The sequence below is a fragment of the Microlunatus sp. GCM10028923 genome (assembly GCF_042666975.1).
Classification (GTDB): domain Bacteria; phylum Actinomycetota; class Actinomycetes; order Propionibacteriales; family Propionibacteriaceae; genus Microlunatus.
This window is the reverse complement of record NZ_JBHTFF010000008.1, coordinates 313,980-334,586: the sequence shown is the minus strand read 5'-3', so window position 1 is coordinate 334,586 and position 20,607 is coordinate 313,980. Positions and strand designations below refer to the sequence as shown.

The 20,607-nt window shown below is 72.7% G+C and carries 9 protein-coding genes; all 9 read right to left on the bottom strand.

The window, feature by feature from the left end:
• Window positions 1–45 precede the first annotated feature (45 nt).
• On the bottom strand, window positions 46–996 hold the full coding sequence (rarD, locus tag ACFQU4_RS21575; RefSeq protein ID WP_377495767.1) for an EamA family transporter RarD: 951 nt from the start codon (window positions 994–996) through the stop codon (window positions 46–48).
• Window positions 997–1,051: 55 nt separating this feature from the next.
• Entirely contained in the window at window positions 1,052–2,149 is a 1,098-nt protein-coding gene (locus ACFQU4_RS21570; RefSeq protein WP_377495765.1) for a 2-oxoacid:ferredoxin oxidoreductase subunit beta, read from the bottom strand.
• The gene (locus ACFQU4_RS21565) at window positions 2,146–4,026 is read right to left on the bottom strand and encodes a 2-oxoacid:acceptor oxidoreductase subunit alpha (RefSeq protein WP_377495764.1); all 1,881 of its coding nucleotides are present in this window, start codon (window positions 4,024–4,026) and stop codon (window positions 2,146–2,148) included. The genes ACFQU4_RS21570 and ACFQU4_RS21565 overlap by 4 nt, the downstream gene beginning before the upstream one ends.
• A gap of 127 nt (window positions 4,027–4,153) precedes the next feature.
• Window positions 4,154–5,734, bottom strand: coding sequence for an aminotransferase class V-fold PLP-dependent enzyme (locus tag ACFQU4_RS21560; RefSeq protein ID WP_377495762.1), 1,581 nt, complete (start codon window positions 5,732–5,734; stop codon window positions 4,154–4,156).
• 2 nt (window positions 5,735–5,736) lie between these two features.
• Window positions 5,737–8,031, bottom strand: a complete 2,295-nt coding sequence (locus ACFQU4_RS21555; RefSeq protein ID WP_377495760.1) for a PQQ-binding-like beta-propeller repeat protein — start codon at window positions 8,029–8,031, stop codon at window positions 5,737–5,739.
• Complete coding sequence (locus tag ACFQU4_RS21550) at window positions 8,028–9,344, bottom strand: PQQ-dependent sugar dehydrogenase (protein ID WP_377495757.1); 1,317 nt, start codon at window positions 9,342–9,344, stop codon at window positions 8,028–8,030. Before ACFQU4_RS21550 ends, ACFQU4_RS21555 begins: the two co-directional genes overlap by 4 nt.
• Window positions 9,341–12,724: an amino acid adenylation domain-containing protein gene (locus tag ACFQU4_RS21545; protein WP_377495755.1), complete on the bottom strand. Its 3,384-nt coding sequence runs from the start codon at window positions 12,722–12,724 to the stop codon at window positions 9,341–9,343. Before ACFQU4_RS21545 ends, ACFQU4_RS21550 begins: the two co-directional genes overlap by 4 nt.
• Complete coding sequence (locus ACFQU4_RS21540) at window positions 12,721–17,229, bottom strand: amino acid adenylation domain-containing protein (RefSeq protein ID WP_377495753.1); 4,509 nt, start codon at window positions 17,227–17,229, stop codon at window positions 12,721–12,723. The genes ACFQU4_RS21545 and ACFQU4_RS21540 overlap by 4 nt, the downstream gene beginning before the upstream one ends.
• Complete coding sequence (locus ACFQU4_RS21535; RefSeq protein ID WP_377495751.1) at window positions 17,226–20,576, bottom strand: amino acid adenylation domain-containing protein; 3,351 nt, start codon at window positions 20,574–20,576, stop codon at window positions 17,226–17,228. The genes ACFQU4_RS21540 and ACFQU4_RS21535 overlap by 4 nt, the downstream gene beginning before the upstream one ends.
• Window positions 20,577–20,607 lie beyond the last annotated feature (31 nt).

Sequence of the window (20,607 nt, the reverse complement as noted above, 5' to 3'; positions counted from 1 at the left end):
CCGTTGGTTTCGGGTCTCCCCTGCAGCGACCCACTGGGGGCAACCTTACCGACGGTGCGTGGCATCCCGGCTGGTCGGCGTGCCGATCAGGACCTCGCGGCGGCGTCGGCGGGCGCGCAGCAATCCGTACGTGGTGAGCAGCATCAGCGCCAGCCAGACCAGCCCGAAGCCGATCCAGCGGCCGACCGACATCTGCTCCCCGAAGTACGTGACGCCGAGCAGGAACTGCAGGGTCGGGGCGAGGTACTGCAGCAGGCCGAGCGTGCTCAGCGGGACCCGGGTCGCCGCCGCCGCGAACAACAGCAGCGGCAGCGCGGTGATCGGGCCGCTGGCGATCAGCAGCAGCGTGTGGCTCCAGCCGAGGTGGCCGAAGGTCAGCCCGCCGGTGACCTGGAGGAAGATCAGATAGCCGAGCGCGATCGGCACCAGATAGGCGGACTCGATGGTGAGCGTCTCCACCGCGCCGGCGTTGATCTTCTTCTTCAGCAGGCCGTACAGGGCGAAGCTGACCGCGAGCACCAGCGCCACCCAGGGCGGCCGGCCGTAGTCGAAGCCGAGCACGATCACTGCGACCGCCGCGAGCCCGACGCAGACCCACTGGATCGGGGCCAGCCGCTCGGACAGCAAGACGACGCCGAACAGGATGGAGAGGATCGGGTTGATGTAGTAGCCGAGCGCGGTCTCCACCACGTGGCCGTGCGTGGCCGCCCAGATGAACACGCCCCAGTTGACCGAGATCACCGCCGCCGCGGCGGCCAGCAGGAGCAGCTTGCGGCGGTCCAGCATCGGGCGCAGGCTGCCGCGCGGGACCATGATCAACCAGAGCACGACCGAGACCAGGAACGACCAGAACACCCGGTGGGCCAGGAGTTCCAGCGACCCGGCCCGGCCGACCAGCGGCCAGAACGCGGGGAACAGGCCCCAGAGACCGTACGCGCCGAGGCCGTAGAACGTGCCGCGACGGAGCCGGGCGTCCCGGCCCTCGTCCGTGATCAAGGGGTACGTGTCCCGAGCCCGCCGAAGAACCCTTCGACAGGCTCAGGGAACGAGGTCACTCCACGTTCCAGGTGTCGCCGCCGGCGATCATGGCCTGCAGATCCTCCTCGGACCCGCCCCGTTCGGCGGCCAGGGTCACCTGCTCGCGGCTCAGGTCGTCGTAGACCGGGGCCTCGACGTCGCGGAACACGCCGATCGGGGCCCGGTGCAGCACCCCGGAGTCGGTCAGCCGGGACAGGCCGAAGGCGTACGTGGCGTCGGCCCGGTGTTGATCATGGACGACGATCGCGTCCAGCCCGACCTCGGCGACGTCGGCCACCGCGAACTCGCCGGTCGCCGGGTCGCGGACCACGCCGAGCCGGTCGTCGGCACCGAACACGATCGGCTCGCCGTGCCGCAGCGGGATGATCGCGTCGGCCGAGGCGTCCCGGCCGTTCAGCTCGTCGAACGCGCCGTCGTTGAAGATCGGGCAGTTCTGGTAGATCTCCACCAGCGACGTGCCGCGGTGGGCGGCGGCCGCCTTGAGCACGCCGGTCAGGTGCTTGCGGTCGGAGTCGATCGTCCGGGCCACGAAGGTGGCCTCGGCGCCGAGCGCCAGCGAGACCGGGTTGAACGGGTTGTCCAGCGAGCCCATCGGGGTCGACTTGGTGACCTTGCCGATCTCCGAGGTCGGCGAGTACTGGCCCTTGGTCAGCCCGTAGATCCGGTTGTTGAACAACAGGATGGTCAGGTTGACGTTGCGGCGCAGGGCGTGGATCAGGTGGTTGCCGCCGATCGACAGCGCGTCACCGTCGCCGGTGATCACGAACACGGCCAGGTCGGGGCGCGAGGTCGCGACGCCGGTCGCGATCGCCGGGGCCCGGCCGTGGATCGAGTGCATGCCGTAGCTGTCCACGTAGTACGGGAAGCGCGACGAGCAGCCGATGCCGGAGATGATCACCGTGTTCTCCTTGGCGATCCCCAGCTCCGGCATGAAGCCCTGGAACGCCGCCAGCACGGCATAGTCGCCGCAACCGGGGCACCAGCGCACCTCCTGATCGGAGGTGAAATCCTTGCGTTTCAGCGGTTCCAGCGACAGCGGGACGCCGACCAGACCCGGGTATTCGGGCTTGGGCGTCTCCGACGGGCGGGATCCGTTCGCGAGCGCGGTCACCGGCTCGCTCCTTCCAACTTGTCGATTTCCTGTTCAAGATCAACAGCGAGCTCGCCGAGCGAGATCGGCAAGCCGCGGACCCGGGAGTAGGACTGCACGTCGACCAGGTACTTCGCCCGCAGCAGCAGGGCGAGCTGGCCGAGGTTCATCTCCGGGACGATCACCTTGTCGTACGACTTCAGGATCTCGCCCAGGTTCGCCGGGAACGGGTTGAGGTGGCGCAGATGGGTGTACGCGATCTTGCGGCCGGTCTTGCGGACCCGGCGCACCGCGGCCACGATCGGCCCGTACGTCGAGCCCCAGCCCAAGATCAACACCCGGGCGCCCTCGGAGCCGTCCGACTCGTCGACGACCAGGTCCGGGATGTCCTGGACGATGCCGTCGATCTTCGCCTGACGGGTCCGTACCATCTCGTCGTGGTTGGCCGGGTCGTAGGACACCGCACCGGTGTCCTTGGCTTTCTCGATGCCGCCGATCCGGTGCTGCAGGCCGGCGGTGCCGGGGATCGCCCACGGCCGGGCCAGGGTCTCCGGATCCCGACGGTACGGGTAGTAGACCTCGGCGCCTTCCTTGTCCGTGCCGTTCTTCTCGGTGGCGAACCCGGGGTCGATCGGCGGGATCGACGCAAGATCAGGAACCTGCCACGGCTCGGCGCCGTTGGCGATGTAGCCGTCCGAGAGCAAGATCACCGGCGTCCGGTACTTGATCGCGATCCGGGTCGCCTCGATCGCGGTGTCGAAGCAGTCCATCGGCGACTGGGCGGCGAGCACCGGGACCGGCGCCTCGCCGTTGCGGCCGAACATCACCTGCAGCAGGTCGGCCTGTTCGGTCTTGGTCGGCATGCCGGTGCTCGGGCCGGCCCGCTGGATGTCGCAGACGACCAGCGGCAGCTCGGTCATCACGGCGAGGCCGATCGCCTCCATCTTCAGCGCGATGCCCGGGCCGGAGCTGGTGGTCACGCCGAGGTGGCCGGCGAAGCTGGCGCCGAGCGCCGCACCGACCCCGGCGATCTCGTCCTCGGCCTGGAACGTGGTCACGCCGAACCGCTTGTGCTTGGACAGCTCGTGCAGCACGTCGGAGGCGGGCGTGATCGGGTAGGCGCCGAGGAACAGCGGCAGGCCGCTCTTCTTGGACGCGGCGATCAGCCCGTACGCGAGCGCGACGTTGCCCGAGATCTGGCGGTACCGGCCGGCCGGCATCGGGGCCGGTTCCACCTTGTACGTGTCGGCGAAGACCTCGGTGGTCTCGCCGAACGCGTACCCGGTCTTGAAGGCGGTGACGTTGGCGTCCCGGATGTCCGGCTTGGACGCGAACTTCTCGGTGAGGAACTTGATCGTGCCCTCGGTCGGCCGGTGGTAGAGCCAGGACAGCAGGCCGAGGGCGAACATGTTCTTCGCGCGCGACGCGTCCTTGCGGCTCAGCCCGAACTCCTTGACCGCCTCGACGGCCAGCTGGGTCAGGTCCAGCGCGTGCAGCTGGTAGCCGTCCAGGCTGCCGTCCTCGAGCGGGTTCGCCTCATAGCCGACCCGGGCCAGGTTGCGCTTGGTGAAGTCGGCGGTGTCGGCGATGATCAGCCCGCCGCGCGGCAGGTCGGCGATGTTGGCCTTCAGCGCCGCCGGGTTCATCACGACCAGCACGTCCGGACGGTCGCCCGGCGTCATGATGTCGTAGTTCGCGAAGTGCAACTGGAAGCTGGAGACGCCCGGCAGAGTTCCGGCTGGTGCGCGGATCTCGGCCGGGAAGTTCGGCAGCGTCGAGATGTCGTTGCCGAACACCGCAGCGTCGGCGGTGAACCGGTCGCCGGTCAGTTGCATGCCGTCGCCGGAGTCGCCGGCGAAACGAATCACCACTCGGTCGAGGGTGTGGACGGTTGTCACCCGGGATGCCTTCTTCCTTAGGCGTTTCTCGTACCGTCGGCCGGTGTCCGGTGAGTCCTGGACGCGGGCGGCCACGGTCGCAGTCACCCATCATAAGGCGACCCTGAATTGCCCTCCTTCCGATCCACTAACTGGACCGCGGGTGGCCGAGCGCGTCACCGAGCCGTACCTGCTCGTCCAGGACGGCGTCGAGGTCGGCCGGGCCGGTCAGCGGGTTCGCCAGCACGGCCCGGAGCACCGGCTGGCCCGGTCCTTCCGGCGGCGTCGGCCAGACGGTCCGCGACACCAGCGCGTGCCCGGCGGCCCGCTGCAGCTTGTGCACCTGTTCGTTGAGCCGGTCGAGCCGGTGCTGCTCCGCCGGGGTCCGGTCGGCCGGCTGCACCCCGCGCAGGTCGGGCGGCAGGTAGCGGTAGAGCACCAGGTTGAGCCGCGGCGGCAGCAGTAGCTCGAACTCCGGCCGGCGGCGCACCCGGTCGGCCAGCATGGCGGCCAGGGCGATGGTCCGGTCCACGGCCGCCTCGTAGCCCTGCCGGCCGAGCAGGTGCAGGGCCGCGTGCAGCAGCATCGCCGACCCGGGCCGGGAGCCCTCGACGGAATGCCGGCCGAGATCGGCCGAGCCCTGGCGCAGCGCGTAGTCCGCGGTGTGCCGGATCGCGGCCGCCCGGGTCGGATCGCGGAACAGCAGCAGGCCGATCCCGACCGGCGCGTAGAGCTGCTTGTGGCCGTCCAGGGTGACCGTGTCCGCGCGTTCGATGCCGTCCAGCAGGTCCCGGTGCCGCTGCGACATCAGGACCGGTCCGCCCCAGGCGGCGTCGACGTGGAACGCGGCACCGGCTGCGGCGGCCCGGTCGGCCAGTTCGGGCAGCGGGTCGACCGCGCCGCAGTCCGTACTGCCGGCGACGCCGACGACCGCCAGCACCAGCCGCCGCTGCCGACGGCAGAGCCGCAGCGCACCGTCCAGCTCGTCGAGCCGGATCCGGCCGGACCCGTCCAGCGGAACCCGGATCAGTCCCTCGGAGCCGAGGCCGAGCAGGTCGGCGGCCTTGACGAAGGAGTAGTGCATCGAGGCGGGCCCGACCACGGCCATCCCGCGCAGCCCGCGGTCGGCCAGGGCGGCGGCGAGCCCGGAGCGGCGGACGCTGCAGCCCTCGACCCCTTCGTCGAGGGCCGTGTTGCGGGCCGCCCAGAGTGCGGTCAGGTTGGCCAGCGTGCCGCCGGTGGTGACCACCCCGACCGGCTCGGCCGGCAGCCGGCCGGCGCCCGGGTAGACCAGGCGGTGCAGCATCGCCAGCACCTGCGTCTCGCACAGGCTGAGTGCGCGGGAGGCCTCGGACTTCACCAGGTTCTGGTTCAGCGCGGTGACCAGGGCCGCCAGGTACGGCATCGCTCCGGGCAGCACCGAGGACATGTTCGCCAGCGACCGCGGCGAGGCGACCGGCAGGGCGTGGTCGAGGACGGCGTTCAGGAAGGTGTCGACGTACGCCCTCGGCGGCAGGCCGGTCTCGGGCAGCCGGCCGGCGAACCGGTCCGCCAGCAGGTGCTGCGGGATCGACGCGGCCGCGGTCGCGGCACGGGCGGAGACCACGAGCCGGTCGATCCGGTCCCGCAGGTCGTGGTCCAGGGCGGGATCGGCGCCGAACAGCTGGCGCAGGTCCACGGCACCCTCGGTCAGGGTGTCGTCCGTGATCATCGTCTCGTTGGTGATCATGATCACAGGGAGTACGTGAGCAGGCCGAGGTTCGCGCTGCCGACGGCGATGAAGTCGCCGTAGACGGCCGGGCCGAGGGTGAAGCTGTTCGGCAGCACCGGTCCCAGCCCGGGCGCCCGCCAGATCGGCAGCCCGGTGTCGGCGGCGAACGCGTACAGGGCGGGTCGGGAGGTCGACAGCAGGACCAGGTCGTTGACCAGCACCGGCGAGCTGAAGCCGGCCTCGCCCGGGGTTTGGTAGAGCGGTGGCCGGGGCACCACGTACCGCCGGACCTGGTCCGGGCCGGAGGCCGTGGCCCAGGCGTCGGTGAGGTCCTCCCAGTCCATCGCCCGGATGAACGGGGTGGTGGCCGTGTCGATCCCGGGTCTGGTCTCGCCGAAGGCGAAGCCGCCGACGCCGACGTAGATCCGGCCCAGGCCGGCGTGCACGACCGGGCAGCTGAAGGTGCCGTAGAAGTTCTCGGTGAGCAGCACGCCCTCCTCGGGGACCCGCGGGTCGATCGCCGGGATCCGGCGGCCGCGGTCGCCGGGGAAGCCGCCGTTGCCGCCGGCGCGGGGCAGCAGCTGGCGGCGGGCCAGCGGCTCCAGGGTCACCGCGTCGAGCAGGAAGAAGGAGCCGTTCTTGGAGCCGATCGCCACCACCCGGCGGTTCCCGCGGCTGAACACGAGCGGGCTGGCCGCCATGTCGACGTCGCTGTCGTCGGGGCGGTAGTTGTCGGCCGGTACGGGCTGGAAGAACCGCGGATTCGCGCCGGTGTCGGCGTCCACCGACAGCACGCCGAGGGAGTACTTGGGCTGCGGCAGCGGCTCCTGCGGCAGCACGTTGCCGGTGCCGACGACGATCCGGTTCGTCGCCGGGTCGTACGCGCAGCTGGACCAGGGCGAGCCGCCGCGGTCGGCCGGGTCGTCGGCGGCCAGGAACCGGGACGGCAGCGGGTGCATCCCGACCGCGGACCGCGGCACGACGTTGGGCGGGTTGTCGGTGAGGCCCGGGAACAGGGTGGTGCAGAGCAGCCAGACGACCACGCCGGACGCCGCGTCCAGGCAGTAGAGGAAGCCGTACGCGTCGCTCTCGCTCTCGCCCCAGCCGACGTACACCCGGCCGTTGACGACCAGCGGCGAGCACCAGCCCTCGGCGTTGACCTGGTGCGTGATCGGCTGCTGGTGCAGCGGGTCGGCGTGCCGCATGTCGGTGATCCAGACCGGTCGCAGGGTGAACCGGTCCAGGCAGTAGAGCCGGCCGTCCTGGCCGGAGAAGTAGATCCGGTCGGCGGTGACGGCCGGCGTGCAGGCGATGCCGGCCAGGCCCTGCCGGGAGCCGCCCAGCGGTGCCGTGTTGAAGGTGTAGCTGTTCCGGACGACGCCGCGGATCAGGTCGATGGCGTAGAGGGTGCCGCCGCGGCCGGCGTAGGCGCGCCGGCTGTTGCCGATCCCGACGTAGACGGTGTTGTCGACGATCGCCGGCGCCGAGACGATCGGGCCGTCCAGTGGCAGCCGGGACCGCAGCTGCAGCGCGCCGACCGTGGTCGAGTCGATGTGGCTGTGCTGCACGATGCCGCTGTGCTCGGGATCGCGGTGGAACATCGACCAGTTCGCCGTGGCCGGCACGCCGGGCAGGTCCCGGGCGATCCGCAGCCGGGCGGACTGCCGGTCCCGGGCCAGCACCCGGCTGATCGACGGTTCGGGGCGGTCGGCGTCGTCGGCGACCCGGCGCAACGTCTCGGCCGGGTCGCCGTCGCCGGGCAGCCGGAGCCCGAACCCGCCGCCGCGGACCCGGGTCAGCGCGGAGAGCAGCCTCGGGTCGGTCGAGGTCGCGGCCAGGTCGGCCACCACCGCGGTCCGGTAGGCCTCGATCCGTTCCGGGTCGGCGTCCCGCAGCGCCGTGCGGGTCCAGTCCGGGAGTTCGTCGTCGGCGCCGGCCACGGACCGCAGGACGGGATCCCAGGGCAGTCCGGCGGCGAAGTAGGCGCCGGGCTCGGTGACCGTGGCCCAGACGTAGCCGAGATCGGCGACGCAGCCGGAGGCGCCGATCACCGCCGGCGGCCCGGCGCCGGCCCCCGGATGCAGCACCCGGACGGTGCCGGGATCGATCCCGGTCAGGGCCTCGGCGTCGACGGTGATCTTGAGGATGACCGGTGCGAACCGGTCCGCCCCGGTGATCATGATCAGCGGGCCGACCCGGCCGAGTTGATCGGGCCCGGGATCCGGGTCGGCCGGTTCCGCCCGGAGGGTGGTCCCGGGATCCCAGCCGCTCGCGCCGGGCAGCAGCTCCGCTGCCGCACCTTGATCATCATTCATTCCGAGACACCTTCCGTGTGATCGACGACGCGCCAGATCCGGCCAGTCCCGGGGCTCGCGTCCACTGCCCCGGCCGGCCCCATCTCGAAGCGCCCGAAGTCAACGACATAAGGGGATCCGTCGGTCGGGGAGAACCCGACGTCGATCGGCCGCAGCAGCGGATCGGTGATCAACGGGCTGATCGTGCCGCGGTTCAGGTCGATGGCGGCCAGGCAGCGCCCGACCGACGGTCCGGCCGGCGCGGTGAGCGGGCGCTCGTCGCCGAACAGCGTGACCAGCAGGCGATCAGCCCAGCTCGTGGATTGTTCCGGTCCGACCGCCAGGCGGGTCGCCGCGACGTGTGGTGGGAACCTGAGCAGGGCGGGCTCCGGTGGCGGCAGCGTCGCGTGGTCGAGCAGGAAGCCGGGCGGCTCGCCGCGCTCCGGCCGCAGCCAGGGCGCGGTGACGGGATCGCCGCCGACGAAGTCCGGCCAGCCGTACCAGGCGCCGGGCCGGATCTCGTACAGCAGGTCGGGGGCGTTGCCGATCGGCCGGCTGCCCCGGTCGTCCGGGCCCTGGTCGACGGCCAGCAGCCGGCCGTCGGGCAGGAAGGCCAGCCCGTACGGATTCCGGGTGCCCCAAGCGACCAGTTCGAGCTCCGTGCCGTCCGGCCGACAGCGCAGTACGGCCGCCGTACAGGGCAGTCGTCCGGGCAGCCGGCTGACGGGCGGGCGGGTCTCGCCGAACCGGCTGAAGGCCGCGGTGCTGATCATGGACCGGGGATCCGTGGGATCGGCCGTCGGGTAGGTCAGGCCGGCCAACCGGATGTCCAGCCCGGGTACGTCCGCCGGATGATCATGGCGGCGGAGCCAGCCGAGATCGTCGCCGTCCAGGCCGACCACTCCGCTGTTCGTCATCGCGCCCTGGCCGAAGTAGAGCCAGCCGTCGGGCCCGGCCGCGACGTGGTTGGTGTGGTAGTTGCCGCCCCGCGGCAGACCTTCCAGCAGCGGCTCGACCGTGCCGTCCAGCCGGGTCCGGAGCAGCGCGCCCGGCACCGAGATGATCAACGAGTCGCCGAGCGGGGTCAGCCCGGTGACCGGCCACGGCAGCCCGTCGGCCAGCGTGGTCGGGTGGCCGCCGGGATCGATCAGCCGGATCCGGCCGCCGGGCCGGGCACCGCCGAACGGCAACCCGGCCTCGGCCACGGCGAGCCGGCCGTCGGCCAGGAAGGCCAACCCGGTGGGGAAGTCGAGGCCGTCGGCGACCAGCTGCACCGACAGGGTCCGGGCGTCCGGCGGCCGTCCGGTCGGGACGCTGCGCTCGATCGACGTCATGGCGTCTCCTGGTCGGGGTCGGGTTCGTGATCACCGGAACGGGCCAGTTCGGCGGCGACCTCGGCGTCGGTCAGCGACAGCAGCCGTACGGCGAGCTCGGCGGCCCGGTAGACCCTTGGGTCGGCGCCGAGGGTCTGGGCCAGCCCGGCGATGGTCGGCGTCTCGAAGAAGGTCCGCAGCGGCAGGTCGGCGGCGAGCACCGTACGCAGCCGGGAGACGATCTGGGTGGCCAACAGCGAATGCCCGCCGAGACTGAAGAAGTTGTCCTCGATCCCGGGGAGGCCGCCGCCCAGGATGTCGGCCCAGACCGCCTGCACCACCGCCTCCACCGGGCCGTCGGGCTCGGTCCGGGAGCCACCCTGCACCGGGTCGGGCGGCGGCAGGGCCCGCCGGTCGAGCTTGCCGCTCGCCGTGCGTGGCAGCGCGTCCAGGAGCAGCAGCCGGGTCGGCAGCGCCGGGCCCGGCAACTGCTCGGCCAACAGCCGGCGGACCTGCTCGATCGTGGCCGGCTCGGGGCCGGCGTCCTGGGCTGGGACCAGATAGGCGGTGAGCGCCGTGAACCCGGCCGGGTCGGCGTGCGCGGCGACCGCGGCGTCGACCACGCCGGGCAGGCCGGCCAGGGCGGTCTCGACCTCGCCCAGCTCGACCCGGACGCCGCGCACCTTGACCTGATCGTCCAGCCGGGCGCAGAACTCGAGCCGGCCCGGTTCGGCCCAGCGGACCCGGTCACCGGTCCGGTACGCGAGGCCGGGTGCACCGTCCGGACGCGGCCCGAAGCGTTGCCCGGTCAGCTCGGGCCGGTCCAGGTAGCCGTCGGCCAGCCCGGCGCCGGCGACCACCAGTTCACCCGGGATCCCGATCGGCGTCTGGGCACCGTGCCGGTCGACCACGAAGCAGGTGGTGCCGTCGATCGGCCGGCCGATCGGGACGTTCCGGTCGGCCGGCCGGCAGCGGTGCCAGGTGGCGTCCCAGATCTCGGTGGTGCCGTAGAGGTTGTACAGCTCGGCCGCCGGGGCGCCGGCGAAGAACCTCCGGGCGAGCTCGTACGGGAGCGGTTCGCCGCTGACGTACCAGCTCAGGTCGGGGGTCTCCCGGCCCAGCTCCGGATGGGTGGCCAGGATCGCCCGCAGCAGCGACGGCACCAGCCAGACCCGGGTCGCGCGCTGCCGGCGGAGCAGCATGATCAACTCGTCCGGGTCGGCCTGGATTGCCGGCGGGACGATCAGGGTCGGCACGCCCTGGAGCAGGCCGCCCCACAACTCCCAGAGTGAGTCGACGAACCCGATCGGGGTACGGGCCGCGAGCACCTCGCCGTCGGCCCAGGGCAGCGTGCGCCAGAACCAGTGCAGCCGGTTCAGCAGCGGCCGGAGCGGCGCCGCCACGCCCTTCGGCGTCCCGGTGGAGCCGGAGGTGTAGAGCAGCCAGGCCGCTTGGTCGGCGGCGAACGGGGCCGGCGGTGCCGGTGGCCCGGGACTGGGTTCGAGATCGGTCAGGTCGAGGGTGGTCCAGGGCGCCTCGTGATCGGTTGCGAGCCGACCGGCTGCGTCGGTGATCATGATCGCGGCGGCGGAGTCGTCGATCATGAACCGAAGCCGCTGGTCCGGCAGGGCGGGGTCCAGCGGCAGATACCGGGCGCCGACCCGGGCGACCGCGATCGCCGCCGCCCACCAGTCCGGTGAACGGTCCAGCAGTACGCCGACCGTCCGGCCCGGGCCGGCGCCGGGCGCCCGCAGCGCGGTGTCGATCATGATCACCCGGTCGTGCAGCTCCCGGTAGCTGCACCGGCTTCCGTCGGCCATGATCAACGCCGGTGCGTCCGGCCGGGCCGCGACCAGCTCCTCGAAGGTCACCGCCGGCGGCGTCGCTGGGTGGTCCGCCTCGGGGCCGGTGATCATGGCCGGATCGGGACCCGGCAGCGGGAGCTGGGACAGCGGCCGGTCCGGGTGGCCGACGGCCTGGCCGATCAGCTCGGTGAACAGGGTGGCGAACTGCTCGATCGTCGCCGGTTCGAACAGGTCGGTCAGGTATTCCAGGGAACCGCCGGCACTGCCGTCCGGGAACTGCCGGATCGAGCAGACCAGGTCGAAGTTCGCCGTGCCGCGGTCGACCTCGAGCCCCGAATCGGCGGCCGCCTCGGTCCCGGCCGGGCCGGTGACCAGCTGGAACGCGACCTGGCAGAGGGGGTTGCGGCTCAGGTCCCGGACCGGGGCCAGGGCCTCGACCAGCTTCTCGAACGGTACGTCCTCGTGGGTGAAGGCGCTCAGGCAGACGTCCCGGACCCGGCCCAGCGCCTCGGTGAAGCCGGGATCGCCGGAGAGGTCGACCCGCAGCACCAGGGTGTTCACGAAGAACCCGATCAAGGACTCCAGCTCGACCCGGGTCCGGCCGGCGCTGTAGCTGCCGATCACCAGGTCCTCCTGCCCGGAGTAGCGGTGCAGCAACGCCGCGAAGCAGGTCAGCAGCGCCATGAACGGCGTGGCTCCGGCCGCGACGGCCAGCTCGCGTACCCGGTCCATGATCATCACCGGCACCGTGAACGAGACGGCAGCCCCGGCGAAGGTCTGCACCGGCGGCCGCGGGTGATCGGTGGGCAGGTCGAGCACCGGAAGTTGATCAAGGGCGGTGGTCCAGTGGTCGAGGCTGGCCCGGAGCCGCGGCCCGGAGAGTTGATCACGTTGCCAGACGGCGAAGTCGCCGTACTGGATCGGCAGCCGGGACCGGGTGTCGGGACGACCGGCCGCCACCTCCGGATAGCGGGTCGCCAGCTCGGCGAAGAACAGCCGCAGCGACCAGCCGTCGGCGATCGCATGGTGGATCGTCACGGCCAGCACGGATTCCGCCGGATCGAGCCGGAGCAGCAGGCACCGCAGCAGCGGCGCCGTGGTCAGGTCGAACGGCCGCCGGCCCTGTTCGGCGGCGGCGGTCAGGACGGCCGCGTCGGCCCGGTCCGGCGGCAGCCCGGTCAGGTCGATCACGGTCAGCGGAAGCCGGAGCTGCGGTGCGACCACCTGCACCGGCCGGCCGTCGACCTGGCGCAGGCAGGTGCGCAGCATCTCGTGCCGGGCCACCAGTTCGTTCAGGCAGCGGTGCAGGATCACCGGGTCGGCCGCGATCCCGAGCCGGACCGCCACCTGGATGCTGGCCACGGTGCTGCCCGGCACGAGTTGATCAAGGAACCAGAGCCGGTCCTGCTGGAACGTGAGCGGCACCGGGACGTCCGGCGGCCGGTGCGGGATCGTCCGGTCGGTGGTCCGGTCGCCCGGCCGTTCGCCCCGGAGCAGCCGGCTCAGCAGCCGGGCCCGGGCGTCGGACCCGGTTCCGTGATCATGGTCGCCGCGCGGGCCGACCCCGTTGCCGGACGCCACCGGCCAGGTCGTCATGGCGTGCTCCCGGGGTCGGTCAGCAGTGCCGAGACCTCGTCGTCGGAGAGTTCGGCGATCCGCTGCCGCAGCGCCGCCTCGACCTCGACGGCGAGGCCGGCGATCGTGCGTCGCTCGAACAGCAGCTGCAGCGACAGCTCGACGTCGAACGCGTCCCGGAGCCGGGCGACCAGCTGGGTGGCCAGCAACGAGTGGCCGCCGAGCTGGAAGAAGTCGTCGTCGACGCCGACGGTCTCCAGCGCCAGGACCTCGCACCAGAGCACGGCCAACGCCCGCTCCACCCCGGTCCGCGGCGCGGCATAGGCGGTCGCGACCTCGGGCCGGCCGGAGTCCGGCGCCGGCAGTGCCGCCGGGTCGAGCTTGCCGCTCGGCCGGCGGGGCAGCCGGTCCAACAGGACGTACGCGGACGGCAGCATCACCTCCGGCAGCCTGGCCTCGAGCCGGCGCCGCAGCTCCGGCACCAACCGCTGCTGCAGGCTGCCCCGCAACGGATCGTTGGTCAGCTCGTCCCAGGGCACCAGCTCCGCCGCACCCGAACGTTCCCTGAGCTTGTCGAAGGGCCCAAGATCATCACCACGGCAGGCGACCAGGTCGAGCCGCCAGCCGGTCCGGTCGATCCGGGCCTCGATCCGCCAGCCGAGGTCGGCGCCGATCCCGGCCAGGTCGTCGGGGTCGATCCCGCCCCGGTCCTCCGTCCGCAGCGCGTCGGCGACCGTGGCGTCGGCCGGATGATCATGGACCGTGTCGACCAGGGACCGGTCGGTGGCGAGTCGGGCGTTCGGCACTCCGGTGATCACGACCCGGCTGCCGGTCGCCTGCCGCAGCACCGACCTGAGCTCGGCGGCGTCCGCAGCGGTGCCGCTAGGGGCGGAGGCCGGGTCGGGCTCGTCGGGGGAACCGGAGCGGAGCAGGACGTCGTAGCGATAGCGGGACAGCTCGTTGTCGTACCCGCCGAGCTTGGGCCTGATCACCACGTCGCTGATGCCGGGCGCGGTGGCCGCGAACTGCCGGAACAGCGCCGGATCGATCACCAGCTCCTCCTCGGTCTCGCGGCGCCGCCGGGCCCGTTCGGCCAGCGTGGTCAGCGGCAGGGCGGCCGGGGCCCGGCCGGCCTCGATCCGCAGGCTGAGCGGCTCCAGCAGCGGCAGGCTGCGGACGTCGCCGACGAAGATCACGCCACCCGGGGCGAGGGCGTCGGCAGCTGCCGTCAGGACCTTGATCAGATAGTCCGCGTCGGGGAAGTACTGCACGACGGAGTTGATGATCACTGCGTCGAAGTCGCCCGCCCGGTACGGCTCCGGATCGTCCGCCGGGCAGGCCAGCAGGGTCGTGTTCGGGTACCGGTCGCGGTTGTCGGCCAGCTGTTGCCGCAGTCGCTCCAGGCCGCGTTCGGAGAGGTCGGTGCCGACGTAGCGTTCCGTGGCCGGGGCGATCCTGGTCAGCAGCAGCCCGGTGCCACAGCCGACGTCGAGGACCCGCCGCGGTCGCTCGGCGAGGATCCGCTCGGCGGTGTGGTCCGCCCAGGCCCGCATCTCCGCGGCCGGCAGCGGGGCCCCGGTGAAGCTGCTGTTCCAGCCGACCACGTCGAGGTCGCCCGAGGCGGCGGGCGGCGCGTCGCCGTAGGTGTGGTCGTACAGGGTGCGCCAGTGATCGATCTGGGCCGCCGCCGACCGCTGGTCCCGTTCCGGAGCCGGGACCAGATAGGCGACGAGCCGGTGGCCGCCGCCGGGCTCTGCCGCGGTGGTCACGGCGGCGTCCCGGACCCCTCGATGATCACGGAGGACGGCCTCGATCTCACCCGGTTCGATCCGGACCCCGCGGACCTTCACCTGGTCGTCCGCGCGGCCGACGAAGTCAAGTCCGCCGTCCGGCCGCCGCCGGACCAGGTCGCCGGTGCGGTAGACCCGGCCGGGCCGTCCGGTCGGGTCCGGGACGAACCGCTCGGCGGTCAGGTCCGGCCGGCCGAGATAGCCCAGCGCCACGCCTTCGCCGCCGACCAGCAGCTCGCCGACGTGGCCGACCGGTACCTCGCCGTCCCGTGGATCCACCACCAGACAACGGGTTCCGGCGATCGCCGTGCCGATGGCGGGCCGCCCGGAGCCGGGCGCGCAGGCCGCGGCCGTGGCCCAGATGGTGGTCTCCGTCGGCCCGTACAGGTTGAACATCCGGCGGCCGCCGGTGGCCCAGCGATCCACCAGGCTCGCCGGGCAGGCCTCGCCCGCGACGGTGATCATGGTCAGCTCCGGTACGGCGTCCGGGTCCAGGGTGGCCAGCACGGTCGGGGTCAGCGTCACCGCGGTCACCCGGTGCCGGGCCAGGAACCGGCTCAGCTGCGGGCCGGGATCGAGCGTCTCCGGTGGGCCGAGGCAGAGGGTGGCGCCGGAGCCGACGGCCATGATCATTTCGAAGATCGACGCGTCGAATCCCGGCGAGGCGAACTGCAGCACCCGGTCGCCGGGCCCGATCCCGAATAGTCGGCGCTGCTCCAGCACGACCCGGCCGAGGCCGCGCCGCGGCACCAGGACACCCTTCGGTGCTCCGGTGGAGCCGGAGGTGTAGATCAGATAGGCCGGCTGCTCCGGGTCGCCGTCCGGCTCGAGCGGCCGGTCCGGTTCCCGGTCCAGGTCGAGTTGATCAAGGTCGTGGATCGTGGTCCCGGCCGGGGTGATCGGCACCGGCAGCCGGCCGTCGGTGATCAGCTGCGCGACACCGGCATCGGCGGTCAGGGCGGCCAGCCGGTCGGGCGGGTAGGCCGGGTCCAGCGGCAGATAGGTCGCCCCGGCCTTCAGGATCGCCAGCAGGGAACAGATCTGATGGGCCGTCCGGCCGGTGTGGACGGCGACGATCACGCCCGGCCCGGCGCCGAGCCGGAGCAGCCGACGGGCCAGCTGGTCGCTGGCCTGGTCCAGCCGCCGGTACGTCCAGCACGCCGCCCCGTCGGTGCACACCGCGGCGGCGTCCGGTCGGAGCCGGACCTGCTCCGCGAACAGGTCGAGCAGGTCCGGTGCCACGGCCGGCCCGGCCGCCCCGGCCGCCGCGGCCGACCAGCCGGCCAGCTCCGTCCGGTCCCGGTCCGTGATCAACTCCAGCGTGCTCAACGGCCGGTCGGGGTCCGCGCCGGCCCGGTCCAGGAGCACGGTGAATTGGTCGACGATTCGGTCGATCGTCGCCCGGTCGAACAGGTCGGTGTTGAACTCGACCCGGCCGGCCACCCGAGCTGCACCATGATCAGTCGCCGGCTCGTCCCAGGTGGTCACCACCGCGTCGAACACTGCGGTCCCGCGATCGACCTGGAGGGCGGCCGCGTTGTCGCCGACCGGGGCACCGGGCTCGGCGGCGGCCGGGTCGGCGAAGTGCTGGTAGGCGATCTGGCAGAGCGGGTTGCGGCCGAGGTCGCGGTCCGGCGCGAGCACCTCGACGAGCTTCTCGAACGGCACGTCCTGGTGCGCGTACGCGGCCAGGCAGGTGTCCCGGACCCGCTGCAGGGCCTCGCCGAACGACGGGTCGTCGGAGAAGTCCAACCGCAGCACCAGGGTGTTCACGAAGAACCCGATCATGGGCTCGAGCTCGACCCTGGTCCGGCCGGCGATCGGGCTGCCGAGCACCAGGTCGGTCTGCCGGGTGATCCGGTGCAGCAGCGCGGCAAACCCGGTCAGCAGAGCCATGAACGGGGTCGCGCCGGCGCGGGCGGCCAGCGGCCGGAGCCGATCGGTCGTCCCGGTCGGCAGGGTGAACGCGATGGTCCGGCCGGTGAAGGTCTGGACGTCCGGTCGCGGCCGGTCGGTGGGCAGCTGCAGGGTCGGAAGTTGATCAAGCTGCTCGGTCCAGTACGCCAGCTGCTGGTCGAGCCGGTCCCCGGACAGGTGTTCCCGCTGCCACAGTGCGTAGTCGGCGTACTGGATCGGGAGCGGTGGCAGCGGCGACGTGCGGCCGGCCGCGAACGCGGCGTACAGGGTGGCGAGCTCGTCGAAGAAGACCCGGGTCGACCATCCGTCGGCGACGGCGTGGTGGATCGTCAGGGCGAACACCGAGGCGGCGGGCCCGGTCCGCAGCAGCAGGGTCCGCAGCAGCGGTGCCCGGGTCAGGTCGAACGGCTGTCGGGCCTGCTCACCCGCCGCTCCGGCGATCGCCGTCTCGAGCCGGTCGCCGGTCAGCGCGGACAGGTCGATCACGGTGAGCGGGATCCGCAGTTCGTCGCTGATCAACTGGATCGCGCTGCCCTCGGCCAGCCGGAAGCTGGTCCGCAGCACCTCGTGCCGCGCGACGATCTCGTTGACGGCGCGCTGCATGATCACCGGGTCGGCGGCGAACGGCAGCCGGACCGCGACGTGGATGTTGTAGAACGGCGTCCCGGGATGCAGTTGATCAAGGAACCACATCCGTTGCTGGGCGAACGACAGCGGCGCCCACCGGTCGTCCCGGCCGGCGGCGTCGATCAACTCGGCCAGCCGTCGCCGGGTCCGGTCGTCCGCCGTCCGTGGCAGCGCGTCGAAGACATCGATCATGATCCGGCACCTCCGGCTCGGCCGATCAGCAGTTCGCTGGGTCGGGAGTGGGTGCGCCGGACCAGCTCGGGCTCGTCGCCGGCCGCCGCCGGCGCGGACCGTTCGACCAGCGTGGCCAGGCCGGTGACGGTCGGTGCGGCGAACAGGTCGGGCAGGCCGATCTCGACGCCCAGCTCGGCCCGGATCCGAGCGATCAGCTGGGTGGCCAGCAGCGAATGGCCGCCGTGATCGAAGAAGTCGTCGTCCGGGCCGAGCTCCGGTGACCGCAGGATCTGCTGCCACAGCTGGAGGATGCGGATCCCGGCCGGGCCCAGCGGTACGGCCGGTTCCGGCCCCGCCTCCGCGGGCGGGCCGGTCGGGGCCGGGGCCAGGTCGGGCAGCAGCCGGCGGTCCAGCTTGCCGCTGCGGTTGAGCGGCAGTTCGGTGATCGGCACCAGGGCCGTCGGCAGGAACGCGTCCGGCAGCCGCGCCGCCAGCCGCCGCCGCAGCTCGGCCAGCCGGGGCAGCGGATGATCATGGTCCGGGACCAGGTAGGCGACGATGGCCGGCTGGCCGTCGGGCCCCGGCCGGGCGTCGGCGGCAGCTGCGGCGCCGGTCAGTTCGGCCAGCACGGCGTCGATCTCGCCCAGCTCGATCCGGACCCCACGGACCTTGACCTGGTCATCGAGCCTGCCCAGGTAGTCCAGCGTGCCGTCGTCGGCCCAGCGGGCCCGGTCGCCGGTGAGATAGAGCCGGCCGTCCGGCGGTCCGCCGAGCGGATGGCTGATGAACCGTTCGGCGGTCAGGTCCGGCCGGCCGAGGTAGCCGGCGGCCAGCCCGAGCCCGCCGATCGCCAGCTGGCCCGGTATTCCCGGCGGGGTCGGGGCCAGGTGCCGGTCCAGCACCTGGCAGGATGCCCCGCTGATCGGGCGGCCGATCGGAACCCGGTCGGCGCCCGGCCGGCAGGTCCACGCGGTGACGTCGATGGCGGCCTCGGTCGGCCCGTAGAGGTTGTGCAACTCGGCATCGCTGAGCTCGAGGAACCGGCGGGCGAGGTCCGGTCGCAGCGCCTCGCCGCTGCAGATCACCCGGCGCAGCGACGGCAGGTCGAGCGCGTCCCGGCCACGCAGGAAGTCCTGCAGCAGTGACGGCACGAAGTGCGCGGTCGTGATCATGGTCCGCCGGATCAGGTCGTCCAGGTAGTCCCGGTCCGCCTGGCGGCCGGGGGCGGCCAGCACCACGGTTGCGCCGGCGGTGAGCGGCCAGAGCAGTTCCCACAGCGATACGTCGAAGCCGATCGAGGTCTTGTGCAGCACCCGGTCGTCCGGTCCGAGACCGTACGCCTGCTGCATCCAGCGCAGCCGGTTCGCCAGTGCACGGCGGCCGGTGAGCACGCCCTTCGGCCGTCCGGTGGAGCCCGACGTGAAGATCAGGTACGCGATCGGGTCGCCGGGCCGGCCGGTCCCCGGCAGCGTGGCGGGCGCCTGTTGATCAAGGTCGAGCCGGTCCAGCCGGAGCATCGTGGTGCCGGCCGGGAGCACCGGTTCCGGGAGGTCGCCGGTGCTCAGCAGCAGTGTCGGCGCCGCCTCCGCCAGCAGGTCGGCGAGGCGGTCCGGCGGCGTGTCCGGGTCCAGCGGCAGGTAGGTCGCGTCGAGCCGGAGCAGGGCCAGCAGGGCGCCGACCAGTCGCGGGGTGCGGTGCGCCCGGACCGCGACGATGCCGCCGGGCCGGACGCCGTGCCGGGACAGCACGCCGGCCAGCCGGGTGCTCGCCTCGATCAGGTCCCGGTACGTCCACGGCCGGTGATCATCGGCCAGCACGGCCACGGCCTCGGGTCGCTCGGCGGCGCGGCTGAGAATCTCCTGGACCAGGTCGGGCGGATCGGCCGGCCAGGGCTCCGGCCGGGACCAGCCGGAAAGCCGTTCCCGACCTTCGTCGGTGATCAACTCCAACCGGGACAGCGGCAGCTCCGGCCGCTCCACGGCACGGCCGAGCAGCCGCTGGTAATGATCAAGGAACCGGTCGATCGTCGCGGGTCGGTACAGGTCCGTGTTGTACTCGATCCGGCCGGCGATCGCCGGCGGCCGGTCAGGGTCGCGGTGGTCGTCCCAGGTGCTGAGCTGGCAGTCGAAGACCGAGGTCCCGCGGTCGATCTGGAGCTGGTCCGGACCGGCGCCGCGGTCGTCGTTGGCGAAGTGCTGGAAGGCCACCTGGCACAGCGGATTGCGGGCCAGGTCGCGGGACGGCGCCAAGGCCTCGACCAGCCGTTCGAACGGCACGTCCTGGTGGGCGTACGCGTCGACGCAGGTGTCCCGGACCCGGAGCAGGGCGTCGGTGAAGCTGGGGTCGCCGCTCAGGTCGAGCCGCAGCACCAGCGTGTTGACGAAGAAGCCGATCATGGGCTCGAACTCGGCCCGGGTCCGGCCGGCGATCGGCGAGCCCAGGACGAGATCGTCCTGCTGGGTGTAGCGCTGGAGCAGTGCCGCGAAGCCGGTCAGCAGGGCCATGAACGGCGTCGCCCCGGCCCGGGCCGCCTGAACTCGGAGCGGGTCGGTCAGTTCGCGCGGGAGCTGGAACGCCCGGGTGGCGCCGGTGAAGCGCTGCGCCGCCGGCCGCGGCAGGTCCGGCGGGAGTTCGAGCGTCGGCAGGCCCGCCAGCCGCCCGGTCCAGTGCGCGAGCTCGGCGGCCAGCCGATCATCCGCGAGTTGATCACGCTGCCACCGGGCGTAGTCGGCGTACTGCAGGCTCAGGGCGGGCAACTCCACCGGCCGCCCGGCCACCGACGCCGCGTAGCGGCTGGCCAGCTCGTCGAAGAAGACCCGCATCGACCAGCCGTCGGCGATCGCGTGGTGGATGGACACCGACAGCACCGCGTCGGCCGGCCCGACCTTGATCAACATCGTCCGCAGCAGCGGTGGGGCGGACAGGTCGAACGGCTGCCTGGCCTGCTCGGTGGCCGCTCCGGTGGCCGCCGCCTCGATCCGGCCCGGCGGCAGGCCGGACAGATCGATGATCGTCAGCGGGATCCGTACCCGGGGCTGCACCACCGCCACCGGCGCGTCACCGGCCAGCCGGAACGCGGTCCGCAGCACCTCGTGCCGGGCGACGATGTCGTTCACACAACCCTGCAGCAGCACCGGATTCGGCGCGAACCCGAGCCGCAGGGCGACCTGGATCGTGTAGACCGAGGTCCCCGGCCGCAGTTGATCAAGGAACCACATCCGCTGCTGCCCGAACGACAGCGGCGCCGGACCGGTGTCGTGCCGGGCCGTCGGCACGCCGAGCTCCGGGCGCAGTCCTTCCGCGGCCAGCAACTGGCCGAGCAGTTCCGACCGGCCCCCGTCGAACCGCTTCCTCTGTGGCGGCATGTTCCCCCTCGAACCCAGCCCGCTCATGGTC

Bases quoted from the DNA above. Each gene is read 5' to 3' on its own strand.
- ACFQU4_RS21560 (WP_377495762.1), bottom strand. From the start codon at position 5,734: ATGATCACCAACGAGACGATGATCACGGACGACACCCTGACCGAGGGT.
- ACFQU4_RS21555 (WP_377495760.1), bottom strand. From the start codon at position 8,031: ATGAATGATGATCAAGGTGCGGCAGCGGAGCTGCTGCCCGGCGCGAGC.
- ACFQU4_RS21550 (WP_377495757.1), bottom strand. From the start codon at position 9,344: ATGACGTCGATCGAGCGCAGCGTCCCGACCGGACGGCCGCCGGACGCC.
- ACFQU4_RS21545 (WP_377495755.1), bottom strand. From the start codon at position 12,724: ATGACGACCTGGCCGGTGGCGTCCGGCAACGGGGTCGGCCCGCGCGGC.
- ACFQU4_RS21540 (WP_377495753.1), bottom strand. From the start codon at position 17,229: ATGATCGATGTCTTCGACGCGCTGCCACGGACGGCGGACGACCGGACC.
- ACFQU4_RS21535 (WP_377495751.1), bottom strand. From the start codon at position 20,576: ATGCCGCCACAGAGGAAGCGGTTCGACGGGGGCCGGTCGGAACTGCTC.